Here is a 24,301-nt window from a genome sequence, read left to right as displayed (position 1 = left end):
CTCCAAACAAGAAGATATAGACTGATCTATAATATCAGGGGGTATCTCGCAAAGAGATAAACAGAGGCATTGCTGCAAAAAATCCAAGATGCGACCATCGCGGTCGATATTGAAAAGGTCACGAAGAACTACGGGTCCTTCACAGCGCTCTCAGGCGTTTCGCTGGACATTCGTGACAACGAGTTCTTCACACTGCTTGGCCCTTCGGGTTGCGGCAAAACCACTTTGCTGCGCAGCATCGCGGGCTTTGAAGAGATTTCCGACGGCGCCATCCGCCTGTACGGAGAGGACATCGCGGGCCTGCCGCCACATCAGCGGCCCGTGAATACGGTCTTCCAGCAATACGCGCTCTTTCCCCATATGACGGTCGCGCAGAATGTGCTCTTCGGCTTGCAGCGCCTGCGTAAACCCAAAGACGAAGCTCAGGCCCGCTGCGCCGAGGTCCTTGAGCTGGTGCAGCTCTCCAGCTTTGCGGCGCGCTATCCCAACCAACTCTCCGGTGGCCAACAGCAGAGGGTCGCCCTGGCCCGGGCCCTGGCACCGAAACCGAAACTGCTGCTGCTGGACGAGCCGCTCTCCGCCCTGGATCTGAAGCTCAGACAGGCCGTGCGGGTCGAGCTGAAGCAGATCCAAAAGGAAACCGGTATCACCTTCATCTTCGTCACCCATGATCAGGAGGAAGCCCTGACCATGTCGGACCGCATTGCCGTCATGTCGGCGGGCGAGGTCCAGCAGGTCGGAACGCCCCGCGACGTCTACGAGGCGCCGCGCAACCGTTTCGTCGCCGACTTCATCGGCGAGACCAATCTGCTGGACGTCACGGTCACCTCGGTCACAGGCGACCAGGCGCTCTGTGTTCTGCCCGGCGGGCGGGAGATTACCTGCCCCGCCGCTGCCGTGGTCGATCCAGGTCCGGGACATCTCTCGGTGCGGCCGGAACGGATGACCCTCACCGCCCCGACGGACGCGCTGCTGAGCGGGCGGGTCGAAAACCATGTCTATCTGGGCACGGATATGCAGGTCATGGTGCGGCTGGAGGACGACGAAGTGCTCACCCTGCGGGTCCAGAACTCGGACGCGGTTGCCATCCCCGCCATCGGATCGGAAGTGGGGATCGCTCTGGAGGCCGGCGCGGCGCGCCTGCTTGCCGACTGATGGCAGGCGGGATCGCAAACGCCTCCGAAAGCGCAGGCATTTACAAGGGGCGCGCGGGGTTGCTGATCCTGCCCAGCTGGCTCGTCATCGGACTCTTTCTGCTGCTGCCGGTCGGCATGATGCTGATCTATTCCTTCCTGACCAAGGAGTTCCGCGGCGGTGTGATCTGGGAATTTTCCCTCGCGGCTTACGATCAGTTTTTCTTCAACAGGGGTCTTTTCGGTGACGAGCCGCCGCAGATCGAATGGACCTACATCAACATCTTCTGGCGCTCGCTCTGGCAGGCTGGGCTGGCCACGCTCTTCTGCCTGATCATCGGATTTCCCACGGCCTGGTTCATCGCGACGCGCGTGCCGCGCCACCGCACCGTCTGGCTGCTGCTGATCACGATCCCCTACTGGGTGAACCTGCTGATCCGTACCGTCTCCATGAAGTTCCTCATCCGCGATACCGGCCCGATGAACGAGTTTCTGATCTGGCTGGGCGCGATCGGCGAGCCGCTGCAACTGGTTAACACCAACATCGCAGTGCAATTAGGCCTCTTCTATTCCTACCTGCCCTTTATGGTTCTGCCGATCTATGCCAGCGCCGAACGCTATAACTTCGCGCTGTCGGAAGCAGCCGCCGATCTTTACGCCGGGCGCTGGACCACGCTGCGGCTCATCATCCTGCCAGCGGTTAAACCGGGCATCATTGCAGGCTCGATCCTGGTCTTCGTCCCCAGCCTTGGAGCCTTCCTGGCGCCCGATCTTCTGGGGGGCGCCAAGACCTTCATGATCGGCTCACTGATTGAGGAACAGTTCAAAGGCAATGCCGGCAACTGGCCCTTCGGCGCCGCGGCCTCCATGATCCTGCTCAGCATCGTCATGACAGTGCTGATCTTCTACGCCCGCAGCCAGACCCGGCGGGAGGCACGCTGATGTCCAAGGTCACCGACATGCGCCGCTTTCCCGGCTTCCTGCAGCTGACCCTGCTGTGCCTGCTCGTGCTCTACGCGCCGCTGGTGGTGGTGATGGTCTACTCCTTCAACGACAGCACCTCGATCACCCTCTGGGGCGGCTTCTCCCTGCGCTGGTACGAAGATGTCTTCTTCGGCGTGGACGCCCCGAAATTCAAACAGGCCGCGCTGAACTCCCTGACCATTGCAGTGATGGCGGCGAGCTGCGCAACAATCATCGCCGTTTCCGCGGCGGTCGCGATGATGCGGGCCCGTCATCTCAAGGGCCGGACCGCGAGCTTCGCCCTGATCAATCTGCCATTGATGGTGCCGGAGATCGTGACCGCGGTCGCCAGCCTGGTCTTTTTCTCGGCCATCGGCTTCACCACCGGCTACGCGACCATTCTGGTCGCCCACATCGTTTTCTGCATCCCTTTCGCTTACCTGCCGATCGCAGCACGCATGCAATCGATCGAGGATACCTACGAGCAGGCGGCGATGGATCTTTACGCGACCCCGGCACAGGCCTTCCGGCTGGTCCTGCTGCCACTGATGATGCCGGGGATCTTCTCCGGTTTTCTGCTGGCGTTCATCATTTCGCTCGACGACTTTCTGATCACCAACTTCGTCAAGGGCGCCGGGATCGAGACACTTCCGACAGCCATCTTCGGATCGGTCAAACAGGGCATCAAGCCCAATATCATGGCAATTTCCACCCTGCTGCTGCTGGTCTCCGTGGGATTTGTCACCCTCTCCTATCTGGCCAGCCGGATGGGGCAAAATCGAGAAAAGAAAAGCTAACAAGAAACCCAAGCAACAGTGGAGCGCATCATGAAACAGCTATTGAAATACAGCGTCGCAGCCATAGCCCTCATGGGCTTTTCGAGCATGGCGCAGGCCGAAGGCAAACTCTCGATCTATCACTGGTTCGAGTATATCCCGCAGGAGCTTCTGGATAAGTTCGCCCAGGAGTATGACGTCGAGGTGACCATGGACACCTACGATTCCAACGAAGCCATGCTGGCCGCTTTGAAGGCGGGGAAGATGGGCAGCTACGATGTGGCGGTCCCCGGCGACTACATGGTCGAAATCATGGCCGGCGAAGGCCTGCTCGATACCTTCGAACCCAACGAGCTGAGCAACTTTTCCAACATTCAGCCGCAATGGCTGGACGTCAGTTTCGACCCTGGCCGCAAGAGCTCCATCCCCTATCAGTGGGGTTCGACCAGCTTCTCGGTCAACCGCGATAGGTTCAAGGGCGACATCAACACCACCAGCATCCTCTTCGATCCACCTGCCGAACTCAGCGGCAAGATCAACGTGCTGGACACTCAGGGTGAACTCCTGACCATGGCCTCCATCCACATGGGCATTCCGCAATGCAGCTCCGACCGCGAGCAGCTCAAAGAGCTGAACAAGCTTGTGCAGGATGCAAAAACACACTGGGCTTCCTTCGGGTCTGACACGGCAAAGGACGTGCTGGTCAGCGGCGATGCCCATGTCGGGATGATCTGGAGCGGCTTTTCGGCCAAGGCGCGCAATGAAGGCGCCAACATCGAATACGCCTATCCCAAGGAGGGTTACATCGTCTGGATGGACAATGTGGTTCTCTTGAAGGATGCGCCCAATCGCGAGAACGCGCTGAAGTTTATGAACTTCCTGCTCGAGCCTGAAAACGCGGCCGCGGTCACGAACTATGCGCAGTACACCGCAGGGGTCGCGGGGACGGAACCTTTCCTCGATGAAGCCGTGAAAAACTCACCGGAGTCCAACCCGCCGTCAGGGCCGGTGGGGCATTTCGTGCAGGCCTGCCCACAGGACGTCCAGGTGCTCTACGACGCCATCTGGACGAACCTGAAGAAGTAACGGGCACATACCAGGCGGAAACCGCAAATGAAACTCGCACTCTATCAGGGTCCCTCTCCCGCCGGAGATCCGGACGCAGCCTTCACCGCAATCGAGGGCAAGCTTCTGGTCTCTGCAGCAGCCGGGGCTGACATGGTGGTGTTTCCGGAGCTTTTTCTGCCTGGTTACAATCAGCCTCAGTTGCATGCCTCCCTGGCCCAGCCGCAAGGCGGGCCTTGGGCGGCACGGCTGTCGGCATTGGCGAAGTCCGCCAACTGCGGTCTGACCATCGGCTGGGCTGAGCGGGAGGGCAAGCATCTTTACAACAGTGCCAGCGTCTTCGATGCCCGTGGGCAACGTCTGGCACACTATCGAAAGCTCCAGCTCTACGGCGAGATGGAGCGATCGGTATTTGTGCCGGGGAGCGATTACGTGCTTTTCCAGCTGGGCGGCGTTCGTGGCGGTTTGCTGATCTGCTATGACGTCGAATTCGCCCAGCACTGCCGGGCCTTAAGAGAACTCGGCGCGGAGCTTCTGCTGGTGCCCACAGCCAATCCTTCAGGCTTCGAACATGTCCAGGACATCTTGTTGCCCGCGCGGGCGCTCGAAACCAATATGACCATTGCCTACGCCAACTACTGCGGCCAGGACGGGGAATTGAGCTTCGGCGGCAGGTCCCTTTTGGTCGGTCCGGACGGAAATGACCTTGCCAGCGCGGGCCATAGCGAGACGCTCCTCATCACGGATCTAAATGACAACTCCGACATCGATCCCCTGCGCGTCAGCGCACAATTGAAAGACTTCAGGGAGGCTTCAGGGACGCATGACCAACTTTAATCCAACCCTCACGACCGACGAGATCCTGACCAAGGATGCGCACCTGATTCAATCCTTCGCCAATCTCGATGCCTTGAAACAGGATAGCGCGCGCACCGCAATCGTGCGCGGCAAGGGTGCTTACGTCTACGACAGCGAGGGCAATGAGCTGATCGATGGCATCGGCGGCCTCTGGTGCGTGAACGTCGGGCATGGGCGCCAGGAGATCATCGACGCGGTCACCGCACAGCTTCAGCAGCTCGATTATTATTCGACCTTCTACAACTTCACCCATCCTGCCGCCGCGATGCTGTCCGAGAAGATTGCCAGCCTCGCGCCCGGACACCTGAACAGCGTCTATTTCAGTAACTCGGGCTCGGTCGCCAACGACACGGCGGTAAGGATGCTGCACCACTACAACAACCGGCTTGGCCGCCCGAAAAAAAAGAAAATCCTCTCTCGCATCGGCGCATATCACGGCTCGACCCACCTCGCCATGGCCATGACCACCCCACTCTACAGCGAAGGCTGGGACACGGCCGCCGAGGGTCTGGTCCACCACCTCAAATGCCCAAATGCCTATCGCGAAGCCGGCGATATGACGGAGGCGGAGTTTCTAGATTTCCTATTGGACGACTTGCGCGAGGCCATCGAAAGCCTGGGTGCCGAGAACATCGCCTGTTTTGTCGCCGAGCCTGTTATGGGCGCCGGTGGCGTGATCGTGCCGCCTGAGGGTTATCACAAACGCATGGCGGATATCTGTGCCCAGAACGAGATCAAGTTTGTCGCCGACGAGGTGGTCACGGCTTTCGGACGGCTCGGGCATATGTTCGCCTCCGAAGATGTCTTCGGGACGCAACCTGACATCATCAATACGGCCAAAGGCCTGACCTCCGGCTATCAACCGCTGGCAGCCACTATCGTCTCGGACGAGATTTACGACGTGATCTCCAGACCAGGCGGGATGTTCCTCCATGGCATGACCTACTCCGGACATCCGGCGGCTGCCGCGGCGGGCCTGGCCAACATCGGTATCATGGAGAGCGAAGGCCTGCCCCAACAGGTCCAAACCACCGGTAAGGTCTTCGAGAACAGCCTGCGCGCTCTGGAGGACATGGACATCGTCGGCGAGGTGCGCGGCAGCCATTTCATGATGGGCATCGAATTCGTCAAAGACAAAGAAACCAAAGAGGTCTTCTCCGATGAACATCAGGTCGGTCTGCGCATCGCTCAGGCGGCCCAGAAGCGCGGCCTCATCGCCCGCCCGCTGGGCAACATCGCCATCCTCTCGCCGACCCTTATCCTGACGGAAGAGGAAATTGCCCGCATCGGAGTGATCCTGCGCGAGAGCATCGCGGAGGTCACGCGGGAAGTGCGTTAATTCAGGTGCGGCGGGCAACGACAATCAGTTCTTTGCCATAGGCCGGCGGCGTGCGGTTGAAATCACTGTACTCCGCCTCCACTGCAAACCCGCAGAGTTTCAGCAGGTAGTGCAGCTCCCAGCGATAAGTCCAGCGCAATGCCATTTCGCGTGTCGCCTCTCGCAGTACTTCGCCGTCCTCTCCGAGCTCCGCATAGCGCCAGACATCCCGGCGGACCTGCGCCAGATGATCAAAACAGGTCCGCAAGATCTCGCCGATGTACTGCCGGCCAGTCACCGGATGAACACCGGAATGCCCTGGTGTCGGCACCTCCTCGTCAATCAGAAAATCGAAACGTGGGTCGAAGAGATGCAGCGCTAAGCGCCCGCCGGGCATGAGCTGGTTTCGGATCCCCTCCAGTGCTTGCCACTGCTGCTCGCGGGTCAGAAGATGCTGGAATGAGCGGAAGGGAATCAAGGCCAGCTTGAAGCGCTCATCCAGCTTCAAGGCCGTCATATCCTGATGGATCAGTCTCAGCTGCGCCCGGGCTGCTTCGGTAAGCGCCTCTGACTTCGTCCGGGCAACCTTCAACATGCCCTCGGACAGGTCCGCGCCGGCAATCTCCAACCCTGCCTCTGCCAACGGCAAGGTAATGCGCCCAGTGCCGCAGGCCAGTTCGAGCAGCGGACCGCCGGTCTCCTCTGCAAGACCCGCATAGAAACTCGTGTCGTCAGAAATCTGGGGCAGATCGGCACGATAGAAGGCGTCGTAGGCCTCGACGAAAAGCGAATCTGCATCTTCATAAAAACCGTCCACCAAGCTCTCCCTATTCAACCGTCTCGATATTAAGCCAATATGCCCCGCTGGCGATTTCTCCAGCTAACAGCATGATTAAAATACACTTTAACATCAATCGAGAGTTGTTCTATGCTTCGCGTCTCTGAGAATCACTTCCAGAACCAAGGAACCGCAGAGTGCAAATTGAACTCACCGGCCACCGCACGACTCAGTTCAAGGGACAGCTTCAATCCCTGTTCCGGGACGAGTTTGACGAAGAGCTGTCGGAATACCGCGCGAACGAAATTCTCAAACTTGCCATCAAGACCCTCTGCCCTGACGTTTATAATTAGGCGGTCCAGGATGTTCGCGCCCACCTTCAAATGAAGCTCGACGACCTGGACGTGGAGATCTACGTCGACGTCTGAGCTGACGTTCAAGATGCACTTCGCACCCGGCGTATGATTAGCGGAAACATCCGGCAGACTGATAAACATGACTCAAACCATCGCAATGATCGCAGGCCCCTACCTGCTCGTCACAGGTCTCGGGTTTTTGCTGTCAGCTGATTTTTACCAAAGGATGATTGCGAGCAGCACCAACGCCGAGCCCATGCTCGTCAATCTCTCGGGTGCGGCGCACTTTGTCGTCGGCCTCGTCATCCTGGTTCAGCATTTTCAATGGTCGTCAGCCCCTGAAATTGCCGTCTCGCTGGTCGGCATCGCTGCCGCCGTGAAGGGCACCGCACTCGTTGCGATTCCAGATTTGACCCTCAAGTCTTCGCGGCCAGCCGGAACGGGTCTCAAGCTTTCCGCCATCGGTTTCCTGGCTGCCGGCGGCTATCTCACATATGTCGGCTACACCGAAGCCCCCTCCTGAACACTTTCCGAGAAGATCAGTCCATGTCGAAGAAAAACAGGCCCTTATCCCCACACCTCCAGATCTACCGGCTTCAATGGACCATGCTGCTCTCCATATCGCACCGCATCACCGGCGTAGCTTTGGCCCTTGGCAGCATGCTTCTGATCTATTGGCTGGCAGCGGCCGCGAGCGGGCCTGATGCCTTCAAGACGGCGCAGAGTGTTATCGCTTCCCTCCCCGGACGGCTACTGCTGTTCGGCTGGAGCTTCGCGCTCTTCTACCACCTCTGCAACGGCATCCGACATCTCTTCTGGGATGCCGGCTACGGCTATGAACTGGCAACCGCCTATCGTTCGGGTCTTACCGTGCTTGTGGTGAGCTTGGTGCTGACGCTAGGTGCCTGGGCTGCCGGGTATGGCCTCCTGCCCCTCGGAAACTAAGTCTGCGACTTTTCCCAGGATCCAGCTTCGGAAGGCACGTATCTTCGAAGCATTCCGGCGGTTCTCCGGATAGACCAGCCAGTAGCGCTGGCCATCGTCGCAGGCCAGATCGAAAGGCTGGCAGAGCTGGCCCTGAGCAACTGCATCCTGATAGAAGGCCGGGGTCAAGATTCCCACCCCCAGGCCGGCAATGGCCGCATTGGCCTCAAGAACCTGTGCACCAAACTGTGGGCCGGCGCGTTCTCTCAGCTTGGCGTCCGGCAGCCCGGCGGCGGCGAACCACAACGTCCAGGAAGGGTCCGAGGGCTCTATGATCGGAAGTTTGAGAAGATCCGCCGGCTTGTGAACACCTCCGATCGTCTCCGCGAGCTTCGGGCTCAACATCGGCGTAAAGACCGCGGGCAACAACAGGTCACATGTTAATCCACGCCAGACTCTCTCAAGCCCCGAACGAACTGCGACGTCGACGTCTTCCGACGCAAAGTCTGTCAGAGCGTCCGTCACCTCAACACGCACGGCTATCGAGGGGTGATCGATCTGAAAACATCCCAGACTCTGGGCGAGAAAATTTGTGGCAAAGGTCGGTGTGGAACTGATGACCAGGGTATCATCGGCCTCACCTTTGGCTTCGGCGAAGGCGTCACGCAAGAGCTCAAGGCTCTCACCCGCCTTTCGCGCAAAGCGACCGCCCGCATCGGTGAGCGCCACACCGCGGGCGTTGCGCAAAAACAGCGGGCTCCCGACGCGGTCTTCCAGAATTTTGATCTGATAGCTGACAGCCGCCTGGGTCATCCCGAGTTCGTCGGCTGCCTTGGTGAAGCTGCCGTGGCGCGCAGCGGCCTCAAAGGCCCTGGTTGCGGCTAAAGGGGGAAGCGGCGCGCGCATGAGATATAAAAACTCCTTATAGCTAGTGCGCGACATTCAATTGGAGAACAATCTCGCGCTGCGCCATCTCTGTCTGACGAGACAGACGAAGGAGACAATTGGATGAAACAGGAAAGAACGACGCGGTCGCCCCTTCAGATAATGCAAAAAATTGCACGCCGGCTGGCATTGCGTAAAGTGGAATCGCGCAAACGAAAGTGTATCAGGGTCACCCTGACTCACATACGCGACCTTCCCGAGCACACCAAGAGAGACATTGGTTGGCTTAATGGGTGAAGCGTTAGAGGCCATACATCCGGCCGGCTATGCGAGTTCAACGATGCGACCAGTTATCCGGATCGTCCGAGTCATTGGGTGAAAGCCCAAGATGATCGCCCTCGGTATTGATGCCCAGTCCAAGCACCGTTCGGTTGGCATAGGCGAAATAGCTGACAACCTGATTGATCTCCAGGATTTCGCCGTCATCAAGCCCCGTGCCGCGCAACGCCTGAACATCGTCCGCACCGAGACTGCGCGGATCAAGCGTGAGCGTTTTTGCATAGTTTGCCGCAGCCAACTCCCGACCTGAAAGCACAGCCTCGGGATTGCCGGCCTCGAGCGCTTCACGAATCGCAACGCCCCTTTCCTCGTCTCCAAGCAACCGCTGCAACCCCTGGAAATGGTGCTCGACGCAATAGTCACAGCCATTCAGCAAGCTGACATAGACGCCCAAAGTCTCCAGCAGCGATTTCGGAAGGCTGTTGGCGGAGTGGTGCAGCACGTTTTTGTAGAGCGCCATGTGGCCCTCCATCGAGTGCGGCCGCAGGCTGTGCGCCATCATAATGTTGTCGACGTTGTCGCCAGGGCCCTTGACGCGGTCGTAGAGCTTGCGCAGGCGGCCTTCGGCCTCGCCGTAAGAGAGAGTTTTTATCCAGGTCATTGAAAGGCTTATAGCGGAACTGGAACAAGACGTGAAGCCGGGAGCAGGCGTTATGCTTGTGAGCCTGCTATCGGGGAACGTTCAGGGCATAAGCGCAGAGAGGAATTTAAGCAGAAAGGAATTTAACCGGCCTGCATCAACGTGTGTTGTCGGCGATCGCGAGTTCAAAGTCCTTAAACTTATCCTCGGTCACATTGAGCGTGATGATGAGACAAAGGCTGTTACGAATCCTGCCAAGCTGCTTTGAGGAAGCAGCCGGAAGAGGAATATTGGTCGCTCGGCAAAATCCAACCAGGGCAGAGAGAACCTCATCCTCGGTCCAGTCCAGCAGGATCGGCTCCGAAGAGCGGTCCGGCGCAATCGTAATGCTGACCTTAACGCCTGGGCGGCTGTCCTGGGTAATGCTGTGAACGGTACCTGAAGGCAAGGCATCGCGCTTGCCCTGGCTCTTGCTTTGGTGCGCCGTTATCAACGCCCGGGAAAGCTCCTGGGTCGAAAAAATAACATAGCGAACTTCCGCTACCATGGCCGCCGCTCCCGCAAAAACCGCTTCATCCCGCTTCCCTAAGCTTTTTTTGTTTTTTGGACGCCTGCCGACGAAACGACAGTCATCAGCTTAGTCACATTTCCTGAATAAATCCCTTTCAATCCGATTTTGACACATCTCACAAGCAAATTGATAAAATACGATGACCTGAGATTTCGAATATTCGTGTAAAAATTGAAAAATCGCCGTGCCTTCGATACTGACGAAGCGCTTCTTAAGCTTTGGTCCTGGAGTGTCGGGCACACCTTACCCTGATAAGCAAGCATGCCTGAGCGCTGCGGTCAAACCGCTGAATTCCTGGTGCAAAGCATCCTTCTTTCAAGCCTGCCCTTATTGCATATCTTAGCCAGCCGGTCACGTGCTCTGCTCCCGTCTTAAGCAATCCGATTATCGAATGAAGCGCTTAAGTTACGGGCGTTCTCAACACGAAAGGCCGACTGCAACCAGTGACTTAAGGAGCCTGCGCATAAGGTGCCACAGCTTGCTCAGATGAGCTTGCGTCACGTGTCGTCCGGCCGGGGTGTTAATTGCGCCGCCAACGGACGACCTAGGGCGTAATCCCCGGTGCAAGCCAGTCCGTTTTCATGGGATCAGAACACCTGCCCCAACCGCCGGAGATTGAAAACGCAAGCCTGATATTTTTTTGCTGAGATCCGGCGACACATGCCTTCTGCACATTAAATTGGCAGTTCAACCTTGCGTTGCCTCACTGGGAGGTTCTGCAGGAACTTTCGGGCTAACACGGGGCCTTGATGAAAAAGAGATCGAAACTGTCAGAACCTTCTGACTAAAAACACTTATTTCGGCTTGTCCGTTTCCGCAAGGTGCAAGGCTTCGTACCAAGCGAATCCGAGCAGGAAGCGTCGTTTCCGGCATTGCTGGCAGGGATTGCTTAATTGTTACTGACAGCACGCCAGTTTTCGGTCTAAATCCTACGCTCGTGAACCCATATCAAACGGCGCCCCCGCGGCCGCCACGCATTCAGACATCGCACAGCTATTGCCCTCAGTTTTCCAGTCACGATCAGACAATGGTTGAACTCGCTCCACACGAGCCTCCTGTGGTCGAAGTCGTTCGCGCCCAAGGCAGGTCACCGTTTTTCATTATCTGCGACCACGCGAGCAAGCGTATTCCGGACGCCCTGGGTGAGCTCGGCCTGCCGGAGCACGAGGTTGACCGCCACATCGGCTGGGATATCGGCGCGGCAGCCGTCGCGCACCAGCTATCGCAAGCCTTCGACGCGACACTGGTTCTTCAGGGCTACTCGCGCCTGGTCATCGACTGCAACCGGCACCCTCATGTGGAGTCGTCGATCCCTAAAATCAGCGAGGCAACCACTGTGCCGGGCAACGCAGATCTCAGCGCCGACGCCGCCGCGCAACGCATGGAAAAGATATTCACACCGTACCACTCGATGATCTCGGCGCTGCTGGACGAACGCAAAACTGCGCGACAGCGCAGCGTACTCGTTGCTGTTCACAGCTTCACGCCGGTCTATCACGACGTCGCCAGGCCTTGGCAGATTGGCATCCAGTACAACCGGGATCCTGGGCTAAGCCACTGCATGATCTCGGAGCTGAGCCGTGACGAGACACTTTGTGTGGGCGACAATCAACCCTACTCAGTCAGCGACGAGACCGATTACAGCATACCTGTTCATGCCGAGCGACGCGGCCTGCCCCACGTCCTGATTGAACTGCGTCATGATCTGATCGAGGAAGAAGCCGGCCAAGTCTTTTGGGCACAGCGCCTGATCGAGAGCCTGCCGGCAGCCTTGGCAAACTTCGATGCGCGGGACGCCGGCATCGCATGATCGTTCTTTCAAAATCCCAAAACGGCATCGCAAAGACGCGGGGCAAATCACTCTAACGGGTCCAACAATTGTACCAGGGGAAGCAAAAATGAATCCACGAAATGTCAAAACGGCTGACGATGCGCGCAGCCTTGTAGAGGAGCGCGGACTGGAGCATGTGAAGGTCGGCATCTTCGACGTCGATGGCGTTCTGCGTGGCAAGTACATGTCCAAAGAGAAGTTTTTCTCTGCGCTGGAGAGCGGTTTCGGTTTCTGCGACGTGATCATCGGCTGGGATTCAAACGATCAGCTATACGACAACGTATCGATCACCGGCTGGGACACCGCCTACCCCGATGCCACCGTCCGCGTCATCCCCGAGAGTTGCCGGGAACTGCCCATGGAGGATGGAGCCCTCTTGTTCCTGGCCGAGTTTACCGGCCGTGCCGAGGCGGTCTGCCCGCGCGGCACGCTGCGCCGGGTCCTGGACCGTGCCGATGCGATGGGCTTTTCAGCAACCGCCGCCTGTGAATTCGAGTTTTTTCTGTTTGATGAGACACCCGAGTCCGTGCGCGAAAAGAACTACCGCAACATGACCAACATCACACCGGGCTTTTTCGGTTACTCAATGCTCCGTAACTCGGTTCAGGCGGAATTCTACGAAGATCTTTTGACCATGTGCCAGGATATGGACATGCCCATCGAAGGTCTGCACACCGAAACCGGCCCAGGCGTTTTGGAAGCCGCCATCGGATATGACAGTGCCCTGGAGGCCGCCGACAAAGCCGCTCTTTTTAAGACCTATACCAAGATCCTGGCCCAGCGGCGCGGCTGGATGGCGACTTTCATGGCCAAGTGGTCGCCCGACTGGCCGGGGCAATCCGGTCACATCCACATCTCGCTTCAGGGCAAAAAGGGTAAAGCGGTCTTCCACGACCCCAAGAAACCGCACAACATCAGCGACACGATGCGCCATTTCATCGGTGGACAGCAGGCCTTGATGCCGGAATTTCTGTCGATGATTGCACCGACCGTGAACAGTTTCACCCGGCTCATCCCCGGCTTCTGGGCGCCCACCGATGCAGGCTGGGGGATCGAAAATCGAACCTGTGCCTTGCGCGCGATCCCAGGCAAACCCCTTGCGCAGCGCGTCGAGTATCGTTTGGCCGCCGCTGACATCAATCCCTACATCGCAGTGGCCGGCGCGATTGCTTCGGGTCTTTGGGGCATCGAGAACGAGATCGAGCCGGACGCACCGATTGAAGGCAATGCCTACGAACACAAATTCCCGGCCAAGCGCAAACTGCCGGCCACTCTGATGGAGGCTGCCGGACGCTTGCGCAGATCAAAGCCGGCGCGCGCGCTCTTCGGCGACGCCTTTGTCGATCACTACGCCGCGACGCGCGAGTGGGAGGAACGCGAGTTCCGCAAGGCCATCACCGATTGGGAGATGCAGCGTTACTTCGAAATCATCTGATTTCCGGAAAGATTGGGAACCGGTATGACATTCACGGGAAAGACCGCCGTGGTCACAGGGGCCGCCGGTGGCATGGGCCTTGCCGTAACGCAAGACCTGCTCGCCGCAGGCGCTTCAGTACTCGCCATCGACATCAAGCCGCGACCACCGGCCCTGAGTGATGCCGGGAAGAATTTGCACTTCCTTGAAGGCGATCTGACCGACGATGCTTTCGTGGCGGAGGCCATGTCTGTGGCCTTCTCGCTGAAGGATCGGCTTGATTATCTTGTGAACGCGGCAGCGGTCTTGTGGTTCGACCGTGATGTCTCGATGGTGGATATCGATCTCGGCGTCTGGGATCAGGTGCTGGAAATCGACCTCAAGACCATGGTCCATACAACGCGTCATGCCGTTCCCCTGATCAAGCGCTCCCAGGGTGGCGCCATGGTCCATATTGCGAGCACGCAGGCCTTACGGGGAGACGATAAACCGCAGGACGCCTATCAGGCGTCGAAAGCAGCGATCCTCTCCCTCTCCAAATCTCTGGCGATCCAGTTTGCAGCGAGCAGAATCCGTTCGAATTGCGTCGTCCCCGGCCCTTGCCAATCGCCGATGCAGGCCCGCTGGGACGAGAATCCACAGCTCAAACACGCGACCGCCGGGGTCATTCCCCTGGGCCGCGTTGGTCATCCGGAGGATATCGCAAATGCGGTCCTGTTCCTGCTGTCCGATAAAGCGAGCTATATCACGGGAACGGAACTTGTTGTCGACGGCGGCCTGACCGCGCGTCCATAGGCCGCCCAGCAGCTTCCCAAATATGAAAAATCATTAGAATTTTAGATAAATTTCTCACAATTTCAGATAGTTAAACCGCACTCAATTAATCGGTAATTAACTCCCTACCCGCTTAACTGGCGCATCATGAGTCTTTTTGAGTGAGAACCCGTGCTATGCCCAGGCGTTCCTCTGTTCGACCGGAAAAACCCGGCAATTCCGAGGCCTCGAAACCGATCCGGACTACGGGTTTGGGAGCTTTCGGCTTACGTTTTGCGGCCCTATCCTTTGGCGCGCTGGTAACAGTCTCCTGCACGGCGACGCCGGAAAAGCCGATTTCCGCCGATCCCAAGGTCTATAAATCCGGCACCGTCGTGAAAGACTGCGTCGATTGCCCGAAGATGGTCGTGATTGAGCCTGGAAGCTTCGAGATGGGCTCACGGCGGGGAGAAACCGACGAAAAACCCAGACGTGAGGTGACGATCCCCCATGGCTTTGCCGTAGGGATGTACGAAGTCACATTCCAGGAATGGACAGTCTGCGTCGAAGAAGGCGGATGCAGTCACATGCCCGAAGACGAGAACTGGGGTAAAGCGCTCCGGCCTCTGGTGAATGTTTCATGGAACGACGCCCAGGACTACATATCCTGGCTGAACAGAAAGACCGGACTGGATTACCGCCTGCTCAGCGAGGCGGAGTGGGAGTATGCGGCCCGCGCAGAGTCGAGCGCGATCGACATCTCCGGGCAGGGCATTGGCAACTGCCGTTACTGTTACAGTGAAACTGCGCGCAGCTCCGACATGACCGTGCCGGTTGGCCAGTATCCCCCGAACGCGTTTAAGCTTCACGACATGCTAGGCAATGTCTGGGAGTGGACAGCCGACTGCTACCTGCCGAGCTATCGGGGTGCCCCGTCAAACGGCACGGCCCGCGATAAATCGAACTGCGAAACCCGCAGCATTCGCGGCGGCTCCTGGAAGAGCTTCTACGGACAAACCCGCGCCGCTAACCGTGGCCGGGCCGAACAGGATGTCCGCAGAAACGATATCGGCTTCCGTCTGGCTCGAACTGTCTTGATGGATGAGCGCCGCGAAACCGCTACGGCCGGCGCAGCTATCACCAAGTAACAACAATCACCGAAGCAACCGTCGACCTTGCGTCCCCTGCCCGCTCAGGCATAATTCCTGCTGGCGTTCTGGCGGGACAACAGGGAGAAGTGCCATGGCGACGGATCAGCAACGCAGCGGCGGCTGCCTCTGCAACGCGGTCAGGTTCGAGATTGCCGTTCCGGAGGCCGTGTTCAGTATATGCCATTGCGGAATGTGCCGAAAATGGAGCGCCGGTCCGCTCATGGCCGTTCAATGCCCCGGTGCGCCCATCTTCACGAATCAGGAAGGTCTGGCCTGGTACCAGGGTACAGATTGGGCTCAGCGCGGGTTTTGCGCACGCTGCGGCAGCAGTCTCTTCTGGCGCCTGGCGGAAACCCCGGACGCCATGACCATCGTTTCGGCAGAAAGCTTTGATTCTGCCGATGATTTGAAACTGGGCCGTCACATTTACGTCGACGCACAACCGGAACGTTACGACTTCGGGGATGACCGCCCCCGTGTCACAGAAGCAGAGCTTTTGGCCGAGCTCGGCATTGCGCCCGGCGGCAAATAAAGAGCAGCTTCCGGGCCACAGTTTCCAGCGCAAGAGCGACCACTCACAACTCTCCTTGCAGCATCTCGCCACGCCCCTATAAAGTCACTCCGCATTTTTGGGAGTTAGGGGAATTATGGTCGATAGCCTTAAGTGTGTCTCGCCGGTTGACGGCAGCATCTACGTGGAGCGCCCGCTGGCAAAAGCCAGTGAGATAGCGGCAGCACTGGCAAAGGCCCAAGACGTCCAGGCGGCTTGGCGATCCACGCCACTGGCGGAGCGGCAGGCTCTGCTGACCAAGGCGGTCGATGCCTTCGTGGCCAGGCGTGACGCAATTGCCGAGGAAATCACCTGGCAGATGGGACGCCCGATATCTCAGGGGCCCGGCGAAGTCGCGGGCTTTGAGGAGCGGGCACGGCACATGATCAAGATTGCCCCGGGCGCCCTCGCCGATCTTGCCGTGGAGCCCAAGGACGGCTTTACCCGTTTCATTCGCCGCGATCCTCTGGGTGTGGTCTTTGTTGTCGCCCCCTGGAACTTTCCATATCTGACCGCCGTGAATTCAGTGATCCCTGCTCTGCTGGCGGGCAATGCGGTCATTCTGAAGCATTCCGCCCAGACGCCGCTCTGCGCCGAACGCTTTGCCGAGGCTTTTGCGACAGCCGGCCTGCCGGACGGTGTCTTTCAGTTTCTGCACCTTGGTCACGAGGATGCACTGAAGCTGATCGGCAGCGACGGTATCGACTTTGTCTCCTTCACTGGGTCCGTTAACGCCGGCCGCGCCGTTCAGACGGCCGGCGCAAAGCGCTTTATCGGAATGGGTCTCGAACTCGGCGGCAAGGACCCGGCCTATGTCCGGCCCGACGTCAAGCTGGAGCATGCGATCGAAACCCTCGTCGATGGGGCTATGTTTAACAGCGGTCAGTCCTGCTGCGGCATTGAACGGATCTACGTGCATTCGGACGTCTACGACGACTTTGTCGAAGGCTATGCCGAGTTGGTCCGCGGATACCGACTGGGCAATCCGCTCGAGACCGAGACCAACCTCGGGCCAATGGTGAAGGCCTCAGCCGCCGATTTCGTGCGCGGTCAAAGCGCAGAAGCTGTCGCGCAGGGCGCACAGGCGTTGATCGACAGCTCGATTTTTGCGATGGACCAGGCGGGCACGCCCTATCTCGCGCCGCAGGTACTGTGCGATGTGAATCACGACATGCGGGTGATGACCGAGGAGAGCTTCGGCCCAGTCGTCGGTTTGATGAAAGTCGCCTCGGACGAAGAAGCCATCGGCCTCATGAATGACAGTGACTTCGGCTTGACGGCATCCATCTGGACGCAGGATCAAGATGCGGCGCTCGAGATCGGCGACCGGATTGAAACCGGGACCTGGTTCATGAACCGCTGCGACTATCTCGACCCCGCGCTGGCCTGGACCGGCGTGAAAGACTCGGGACGCGGCTGCAGCCTCTCTCAGGTCGGGTTCGAACAGCTCACCCGACCCAAGTCCTTTCATCTCCGTACAGCCGTTTAAAAGACCACAGAAAACACCTCAACTGAGCGCCCGACCCGAAATAGCAGGGACGCGGCCATGATTAAGAGCGATCGAGCCATGAGCGACAGCATCACAAGCTTCAAAGCCAATTGGAGCTATCCAACACAAATTCTTTTCGGTCCGGGCCGGATCAAGACTCTCGCCGCAGCCTGCCGGAGCCTCGGCATGAGCAACCCGCTGCTTGTCACCGATCCGGGACTGGCAGCTTTACCCATGGTGACCGATGCCATCGCGGCAAACGCCGCGGACGACCTACCCACGGGACTCTTCAGCGACGTAAAACCCAATCCCATCGGCAAGAACGTCGAAGATGGTGTCGCGGCCTTCAAATCCGGCAACCATGATGGCGTCATCGCCTGGGGTGGCGGCAGCGGCCTTGACGCCGCCAAGGCGATCGCTTTCATGGCAGGCCAGAGCCTTCCGATCTGGGACTTCGAAGATGTCGGTGACAACTGGAAGCGGGCGGACAGTGAGAAAATCGCACCTATCGTGGCCGTCCCGACCACAGCCGGTACCGGATCTGAAGTCGGACGCGCTTCAGTCATCCTGGACGAGGCGACTCACACGAAAAAGGTCATCTTCCATCCCAAATTCCTGCCCGGCGTGGTGATCTCCGATCCCGAGTTAACCGTCGGCCTGCCGCCGCATATTACCGCCGCGACGGGCATGGACGCCCTGGCACACTGCCTGGAAGCCTACTGCGCGCCGGGATATCACCCCATGGCGGAGGGTATCGCCGTCGAGGGCATGCGGCTGGTCAAAGACTGGTTGCCGACCGCCGTCGCCGAGGGCAGCAACATCGAAGCCCGTGCACACATGCTCTCGGCCGCCAGCATGGGCGCCACCGCGTTTCAGAAGGGCCTCGGCGCTATTCATTCGCTCAGCCACCCGATCGGTGCTCTCTATGACACTCACCACGGCCTGACCAACGCGGTGGTCATGCCCTACGTCCTGAAGTTCAATCGCTCGGCGATCGAAATCAAGATTGCGCGCCTGGCCGCCTGGCTGGAATTGCCGGACCCCTCGTTCGACAGCTTTATGGCCTGGGTCTTGAAAATGCGCAGTGACTTGAGTATCCCGCACGCCCTCTCCGAAATCGGCGTCGGTACGGACCGGATCGATGAAATTGCCGAGATGGCTGCTGTCGACCCGACCGCTCCAGGGAACCCGATCCCGCTGGAAGTACCGGCATTGAAGAAGATGTTGGAATCCGCCATCGCAGGTGAGCTGTAACCTTCAGCCCGTCCCGACAACGGGAAGATTCGCGAAATAATATTTCAACACACCATCAGCGGCGGAGGGCGTGAGAACGCTTCCGCCGCTTTTCTTTTTCACAAATACCGTTCTTTATTTTTGGCTGCCTGAATTTCTTTTTACTTCGATCATGCGAAGTGAATTTCCGCACCGCACACTAAATATTTTCAACCTGTCTCTCAGAAACAATCTTTCTACCAACAACACTCTAAAATCATTTCTGAAAACTGAATCATCAATGATGACATACATAATAACTATATGTTTCTTATCGATATTTTTTTATTGAAGAGAGAATTTTAACACATAACACTTAATATGGGAGCAATCGAACAGGGATGTTTGAAATGCTGCTACGGTCGGAAACAGCCGACAGATAATTTCAAGCGAGCCGCGAAGAAAGCCCGCGCTTGGACAGAATCTAGCTGAACAGGAATGCCATGACTCCCTTTTCGCACCCCGAGTTCGACGGACACGAGGAAATCGCTTTCTGCAACGACACGGAAAGCGGTCTGAAAGCCATCATCGCCATCCACAACACAAATCGCGGCCCTGCCCTCGGCGGCTGCCGGATGTGGCCCTATGAGAGCGACGACGAGGCTTTGACCGACGCTTTGCGCCTGTCGCGCGGAATGACGTACAAGTCGGCGCTGGCCGGCCTGGACATGGGCGGCGGCAAATCGGTGATCATCGGTGATGCCAAAACGATGAAATCGGAAGCGCTGTTCCGCGCGATGGGACGTTTCGTCGACAGCCTGGGCGGACGCTACTCGATCGCGGAAGACGTCGGCATTTCGGTCGCCGACGTCCAGACGATGGCACAGGAGACCGAGTTCGTCGCCGGAACGCCCGAGCGCGGTGCAGGCGACCCTTCCCCGTCAACGGCCTACGGTGTCTATATGGGCATCCGCGCAGCCGTCGCGCAGCGCCTGAACCGGGCCTCGGTCTCGGGCATAACCGTTGCCGTGCAGGGCCTGGGCAGTGTCGGATGGAACCTCTGCAAATACCTGGCTGATGACGGCGCAAAGCTGATTGTTACGGACATTGACCAGGTCGCGGTCGCCAGGGCGGTGAAGAGCTTCGGCGCGGTGGCGGTGGCGCCGGATGCAATCTATGGCGTCGAGGCCGATGTTTTTGCCCCCTGCGCTCTTGGCGCCGTCATCAATGACGAGACCCTGAAAGTCCTTCAGACACCGATCGTAGCCGGATCCTCCAACAATCAGCTTGCGGAGCCCCGTCACGGAACAGAGCTGCACAAGCGCGGTATCCTCTATGCGCCCGATTACGTCATCAACGCCGGCGGCGTCATCAACATCAGCCACGAAGGACCGGCCTACGATCAGGAAAGAGCCTTCGCCCATGTGGCGAAGATTCACGACACCCTGACCGAGATCTTCAAGCGCTCCGCAGCTTCAGGCGTTCCAACCTTCCAGGCCGCAGACCGTCTCGCGGAGGAACGCTTTCAGAGAGTATCACTGGCTTCATCAGCAGCCTGACACAGCTCCTGTTCCGGATCGGATCGTAAACGCCCGGCAGGTATCATAGCGTGCGGGCTACGTCGTTGGCTTGAACCTCAACAGGTCCTAAGTCATTACGGTCTGCGTCAAAGCGTGGAACTCTTCGCATCGCATTTCGTGAATGGCGACGCGATCCCGGCCGCTCTCCTTGGCAACATAGAGAGCCTCATCCGCCCGGTTCAGAATGACGTCCGGCTTGGTTTCACCCTTGCAGACTTCGGTCAGGCCAATACTCACCGTGTAGTGCAGAAGCTTCTCATCAAGATCGATCTCAGCCGCACGAATCTTCTTGAGCAAACGTTCGCAAAAGACCTTTGCGCCCTCGACACTGGTCTCGGGCAATAAGATCGCGAACTCCTCACCGCCAAGACGGCCAACGCAATCGACATCCCTGACCTCCTGAGACATCAGACTTGAAAGCTGCTGCAGCACACGGTCGCCAACCTCGTGGCCATAGGTATCATTGACGGCTTTAAAGTGGTCTGCATCAACCATCGCCACTGACAAGGGCCGACCGTATCTTTGCGTGCGACTGAGCTCATCGCGGAGTTTATCAAGAAAGTGCCGGCGATTGGCGAGGCCGGTCAGCGAGTCCGTGGTTGCCAGCACGAGCAGGCGTTCGTTGGCTTCGGCCAGCTCGAGCTGCCGTGCCCGCAATTGGAGCATATTGTTGGCGCGTGCGATCAGCTCAAGATCATCGACCGGCTTGCGCAAAAAGTCGTTTGCGCCCGCCTGCAGAGCCGAGTAAAGCGCCTCTTTCTGCTCTGCAGCCGTAATGACAACAACCGGAATGTCACGCAGGGTCTCAAACTCACGGAAGCGGTTCAGGAACTCGGTGCCGTCCATTTCCGGCATGAGATAATCCAGCATCACCAGATCCGGGACATTTTCCGCGCACCACTCGAGGGCTTCAACAGGATCCGTAAAAGTCACCGCTTCGACATCGTCCAAACGCTTCGCGTAACCCTTCAGCAAGAGCGCGTTCGGCAGTACGTCATCAACAATGGCAATCTTTTTCATGCGCTTTCTACTTTACAACAACGTCAGAACAACAACGTCAGAGAGAAACTTGTTGTCAATTCAAGCCGATTTCAGCTGATCGATCTCCAACTGGGTCTGAGTCAGGGTGTCTTCGAGATCCGCGAGTTTTTGCGTCACAGTCTCGATGTCGGGACTTTCCGTTTCGATCTCGCGCGCCACGTTTTGCAGGCGCACGGCACCGAAGTTACTGGCCATCCCCTTGATGCTGTGCGCCGCGCGTTGGGCCGTCTCCAAATCACCGGCGGCAATCGAGTTTTTGATTTCGGCTAGGGATTTCGCTGCTTCGGTGGGAACAAAACCAAGAGCTTCCTGCAAGCCGTCGTCGCCGAGCGCATCACGCAGCTCGTCAAATTTTTCTCGATCGAATAAAGGAAGTAAGCTCGTCACGTTGCTCTCGCTTTCTTCATTTGCAGTGTCAGTGTCAGTGTCAGATAGAGTGTCATTATCAGAGGAACGCGCGGCAACTGGTGCGACCTCGCGCTCAACGATTGCGGGCTCAGCCGGATCTTCTGTTTCAATCTCGCGGCCGCTGACCGGTGCCGGCACATCACCTTGGTCGGCAGCTTTCGGTGCCACTGCGTGAGGCGGCTTTTTGTCTGATATCGCTTCCTCGGAAGGGTCGACGTCAGGGCTCTTTGGCTGCCGGTCCTTTGTGACCCTTACCAATGCGGCAAACAGCTGCCGCGGATCAATCGGCTTGGTGACGTAGTCGTCCATCCCGGCTGCCAGATATTCCTCGCGATGGCCTGCCATGGCATTGGCGGTCAAGGCAACGATTTTGATCTCCGACAGAGGCGCCGGGAGGCCGCGAATTTCCTTTGTCGCCATCGGTCCGTCCATCTCAGGCATCTGGATATCCATCAAGACAACGTCGAAGGCGTTCTCCCTAACAGCGGCAACGGCCTCGAACCCGTTCTCGACAACAGCGACGTCGTGACCGGCTTTGGTCAGAATCGTTTTCGCGACAAGCTGGTTCACCGCATTGTCTTCTGCGACCAGAATTTTCAGCTTGAGCTGGCTTTCGCTGCTTTCCATCCCAAAGCCGCTCCGCAGTTGCTGAACAGGCGCCTCACCGAGCGGACAGCGTATTGTAAACCAGAAGGTGCTGCCCTTACCGACTTCACTGTAAAGGCCGACGCCACCATGCATGAGCTGAGCAAGCTGCCGGCAGATGACCAATCCGAGGCCGCTGCCTCCGAACCGACGCGTTGTCGAACTGTCGGCCTGAGAAAAGCGTTTGAAGAGTTTCTCCTGTGACTCGGGCGCGATTCCGACACCGGTGTCCTTGACGTCAACCCTGACCTCGATCTCATTGTCAGGCAGCATCTTGTGGCTGGCAATAACCCGCACACCACCCCGCTCGGTAAACTTGACCGCATTACCGATGAGGTTGAAGAGAATCTGCCTGACCCGGGTCGGGTCACCCCGCAACCAGGTCGGAAGTTCGTCCGTTCCTTCCGTGGAGAGGCTGAGCCCGACATCATTGGCTTTCGATGAGAGCAGTGAAACCACCCCATCAATCACTTGTTCGGGGCTGTAGTCGACCTCTTCCAGATCGATACGACCTTCCTCCAGCTTTGAGTAATCAAGGATGTCATCGATGATTGAGAGCAGGCTCTCGGCGGAATCGCGCGCGAGCCTGGTGTACTTCATTTGATCGTCCGTCAAGTCGGTATCGGATAAAATACCAAGCATCCCAAGAACGCCGTTCATAGGCGTACGGATTTCATGGCTCATGGTGGCAAGAAACTGAGATTTTGCCTTATTCGCCGCGTCCGCTTCGTCCCGAGCCATCGAGAGTTCTTCCGCCAGCATAACCTGGGCCGTCGCCTCCGCTTCGACTCGCTCGCGCGCATCGCGCAGTTCGGACAGGCGCGCGCCCAGTTCAGCCTGCGTGTCCATCAGCTCCTGTTCGCGGATATTCCGCTCGTGCAGATTTCGCAGAATCACGCCAGTCCAGCCCATTCCCCAAAACAGCAGGAGTCCGGCAATGCCCCAGAAGAAATAGCTCACGTTGTGACGAGCCGGCACATCCTTTGGGGACTTCTCGAAGGAGGCTTCACTCACCAGACGTTGGTCTTTTGCGATCGCCTCATCCTCGGCGATTGCCTCAAAGCTCTCACCCCTTTGGACAATCTCGGTAAAATGACCGCCCGCGCTGACCTTGCCCAAATCAGAGGGCCACGAGGCAACTGTGATCGCGCCGTCTCGATCGAACGGCTTGTAGAGGAAAACGTCACTCCCTCGGCCAGCGAAACCAGGGATTTGCGCATCTTTCTCCGGGGTCCTAAAGGACGCCGATAGCCTTTCCAGGCCCTCGCCCCCCGTCGCCGGAAACATCTCCCGTTTCGGGCCGGAGCCCGTGGCCTGCTGCTTGAGCAAAGACACACGCGCGTCGTAACTCGAAAGCCATGTCGTGGAGAGGGCGGCAACCGCGATCAGTAAGAGAGCAAGAAGCGGGTTCCTGTCCTCTTTTCTACCAAACGCTTTAACACTGGAGCTCGCCACAAGATAACCTGCTATTTCCACGCCACGGGAGGTCACAGCCGGAGCTCAAGAGCCCTCAGCTGAATTAGTGTGCATACCATCATTCACATTGAGTTTTAGTAAACAGAGTTGAGTCGATAACGATCGAATCAATCAGAGGTAATTTCTTGAACGAAGAGGTTCAACCAGTCTATCGCGAAGGAGGCAACAATGCGCCCAGGATCTCGCCCAGACATCGGTGCCGGAT

The 24,301-nt window shown here is 58.1% G+C and carries 23 protein-coding genes; 17 read left to right on the top strand and 6 right to left on the bottom strand.

Annotated elements, in window-relative coordinates; genetic code table 11:
- The first annotated feature begins 69 nt into the window (after positions 1-69).
- The 6 genes from FKG95_RS07450 to FKG95_RS07425 are packed head-to-tail and all read left to right on the top strand — an operon-like array spanning position 70 to position 6,134.
- Complete coding sequence (locus FKG95_RS07450; RefSeq protein ID WP_246116713.1) at positions 70-1,155, top strand: ABC transporter ATP-binding protein; 1,086 nt, start codon at positions 70-72, stop codon at positions 1,153-1,155.
- Positions 1,155-2,075, top strand: a complete 921-nt coding sequence (locus FKG95_RS07445) for an ABC transporter permease (protein WP_142895691.1) — start codon at positions 1,155-1,157, stop codon at positions 2,073-2,075. The genes FKG95_RS07450 and FKG95_RS07445 overlap by 1 nt, the downstream gene beginning before the upstream one ends.
- A complete protein-coding gene (locus FKG95_RS07440; RefSeq protein WP_179953966.1) occupies positions 2,075-2,893 on the top strand; it encodes an ABC transporter permease in 819 nt (272 codons plus the stop codon). Before FKG95_RS07445 ends, FKG95_RS07440 begins: the two co-directional genes overlap by 1 nt.
- A 30-nt stretch (positions 2,894-2,923) precedes the next feature.
- Positions 2,924-3,958, top strand: a complete 1,035-nt coding sequence (locus FKG95_RS07435) for an extracellular solute-binding protein (RefSeq protein WP_142895689.1) — start codon at positions 2,924-2,926, stop codon at positions 3,956-3,958.
- A gap of 27 nt (positions 3,959-3,985) precedes the next feature.
- Positions 3,986-4,774: a carbon-nitrogen hydrolase family protein gene (locus FKG95_RS07430; protein WP_142895688.1), complete on the top strand. Its 789-nt coding sequence runs from the start codon at positions 3,986-3,988 to the stop codon at positions 4,772-4,774.
- Complete coding sequence (locus tag FKG95_RS07425) at positions 4,761-6,134, top strand: aminotransferase class III-fold pyridoxal phosphate-dependent enzyme (protein WP_142895687.1); 1,374 nt, start codon at positions 4,761-4,763, stop codon at positions 6,132-6,134. The genes FKG95_RS07430 and FKG95_RS07425 overlap by 14 nt, the downstream gene beginning before the upstream one ends.
- A gap of 1 nt (position 6,135) precedes the next feature.
- Here FKG95_RS07425 and FKG95_RS07420 read toward each other — a convergent pair whose 3' ends face one another.
- Positions 6,136-6,930 (bottom strand): class I SAM-dependent methyltransferase, encoded by a 795-nt coding sequence (locus FKG95_RS07420; RefSeq protein WP_179953965.1) that lies wholly within the window; start codon positions 6,928-6,930, stop codon positions 6,136-6,138.
- 158 nt (positions 6,931-7,088) lie between these two features.
- On the opposite strand from FKG95_RS07420, the gene FKG95_RS07415 reads away from it, so the two are divergent.
- The 3 genes from FKG95_RS07415 (at position 7,089) to sdhC (ending at position 8,192) form a co-directional block, all read left to right on the top strand.
- A complete protein-coding gene (locus FKG95_RS07415; protein WP_218940101.1) occupies positions 7,089-7,244 on the top strand; it encodes a DUF2164 family protein in 156 nt (51 codons plus the stop codon).
- 142 nt (positions 7,245-7,386) lie between these two features.
- Positions 7,387-7,770: a hypothetical protein gene (locus tag FKG95_RS07410; protein ID WP_142895685.1), complete on the top strand. Its 384-nt coding sequence runs from the start codon at positions 7,387-7,389 to the stop codon at positions 7,768-7,770.
- Between the two features lie 23 nt (positions 7,771-7,793).
- Entirely contained in the window at positions 7,794-8,192 is a 399-nt protein-coding gene (gene sdhC / locus FKG95_RS07405) for a succinate dehydrogenase, cytochrome b556 subunit (RefSeq protein ID WP_142895684.1), read from the top strand.
- Here the strand turns inward: sdhC and FKG95_RS07400 are convergent.
- The 3 genes from FKG95_RS07400 to FKG95_RS07390 form a co-directional block, all read right to left on the bottom strand.
- Positions 8,145-9,077, bottom strand: a complete 933-nt coding sequence (locus FKG95_RS07400; protein ID WP_142895683.1) for a LysR substrate-binding domain-containing protein — start codon at positions 9,075-9,077, stop codon at positions 8,145-8,147. The two genes, sdhC and FKG95_RS07400, sit on opposite strands and share 48 nt — an antisense overlap.
- Before the next feature lie 313 nt (positions 9,078-9,390).
- A complete protein-coding gene (locus FKG95_RS07395) occupies positions 9,391-9,996 on the bottom strand; it encodes a carboxymuconolactone decarboxylase family protein (RefSeq protein WP_142895682.1) in 606 nt (201 codons plus the stop codon).
- A 136-nt stretch (positions 9,997-10,132) separates the two neighbouring features.
- Entirely contained in the window at positions 10,133-10,522 is a 390-nt protein-coding gene (locus tag FKG95_RS07390) for a hypothetical protein (protein WP_142895681.1), read from the bottom strand.
- 1,051 nt (positions 10,523-11,573) lie between these two features.
- Between FKG95_RS07390 and FKG95_RS07385 the strand changes: the two genes are divergently transcribed.
- The 8 genes from FKG95_RS07385 (at position 11,574) to FKG95_RS07350 (ending at position 20,505) form a co-directional block, all read left to right on the top strand.
- Positions 11,574-12,356, top strand: coding sequence for an N-formylglutamate amidohydrolase (locus FKG95_RS07385; RefSeq protein WP_142895680.1), 783 nt, complete (start codon positions 11,574-11,576; stop codon positions 12,354-12,356).
- A gap of 88 nt (positions 12,357-12,444) precedes the next feature.
- Positions 12,445-13,812 carry a glutamine synthetase family protein gene (locus tag FKG95_RS07380; RefSeq protein ID WP_142895679.1) on the top strand — a complete coding sequence of 456 codons (1,368 nt, stop codon included), beginning with the start codon at positions 12,445-12,447 and terminating at the stop codon, positions 13,810-13,812.
- 24 nt (positions 13,813-13,836) lie between these two features.
- A complete protein-coding gene (locus FKG95_RS07375) occupies positions 13,837-14,586 on the top strand; it encodes an SDR family NAD(P)-dependent oxidoreductase (RefSeq protein ID WP_142895678.1) in 750 nt (249 codons plus the stop codon).
- Between the two features lie 155 nt (positions 14,587-14,741).
- Positions 14,742-15,692 carry a formylglycine-generating enzyme family protein gene (locus FKG95_RS07370; RefSeq protein ID WP_142895677.1) on the top strand — a complete coding sequence of 317 codons (951 nt, stop codon included), beginning with the start codon at positions 14,742-14,744 and terminating at the stop codon, positions 15,690-15,692.
- A gap of 94 nt (positions 15,693-15,786) precedes the next feature.
- Complete coding sequence (locus tag FKG95_RS07365) at positions 15,787-16,227, top strand: GFA family protein (RefSeq protein WP_179953964.1); 441 nt, start codon at positions 15,787-15,789, stop codon at positions 16,225-16,227.
- Between the two features lie 115 nt (positions 16,228-16,342).
- A complete protein-coding gene (locus FKG95_RS07360) occupies positions 16,343-17,734 on the top strand; it encodes an aldehyde dehydrogenase family protein (RefSeq protein ID WP_142895675.1) in 1,392 nt (463 codons plus the stop codon).
- 57 nt (positions 17,735-17,791) lie between these two features.
- The gene (locus tag FKG95_RS07355) at positions 17,792-18,988 is read left to right on the top strand and encodes an iron-containing alcohol dehydrogenase (protein ID WP_246116712.1); all 1,197 of its coding nucleotides are present in this window, start codon (positions 17,792-17,794) and stop codon (positions 18,986-18,988) included.
- Between the two features lie 461 nt (positions 18,989-19,449).
- Positions 19,450-20,505 carry a Glu/Leu/Phe/Val dehydrogenase dimerization domain-containing protein gene (locus tag FKG95_RS07350; protein ID WP_142895674.1) on the top strand — a complete coding sequence of 352 codons (1,056 nt, stop codon included), beginning with the start codon at positions 19,450-19,452 and terminating at the stop codon, positions 20,503-20,505.
- Between the two features lie 87 nt (positions 20,506-20,592).
- Here the strand turns inward: FKG95_RS07350 and FKG95_RS07345 are convergent, their stop codons facing one another.
- Complete coding sequence (locus FKG95_RS07345; protein WP_142895673.1) at positions 20,593-21,546, bottom strand: diguanylate cyclase; 954 nt, start codon at positions 21,544-21,546, stop codon at positions 20,593-20,595.
- Between the two features lie 60 nt (positions 21,547-21,606).
- Positions 21,607-24,075 (bottom strand): ATP-binding protein, encoded by a 2,469-nt coding sequence (locus tag FKG95_RS07340; protein ID WP_142895672.1) that lies wholly within the window; start codon positions 24,073-24,075, stop codon positions 21,607-21,609.
- Between the last annotated feature and the right edge of the window lie 226 nt (positions 24,076-24,301).

Origin of the sequence: Denitrobaculum tricleocarpae, from assembly GCF_007004665.1 — a bacterium.
Lineage (GTDB): Bacteria > Pseudomonadota > Alphaproteobacteria > Kiloniellales > Kiloniellaceae > Denitrobaculum > Denitrobaculum tricleocarpae.
The sequence above is the reverse complement of the archived record's forward strand: the minus strand, read 5'-3'. Positions and strand labels throughout refer to the sequence as shown.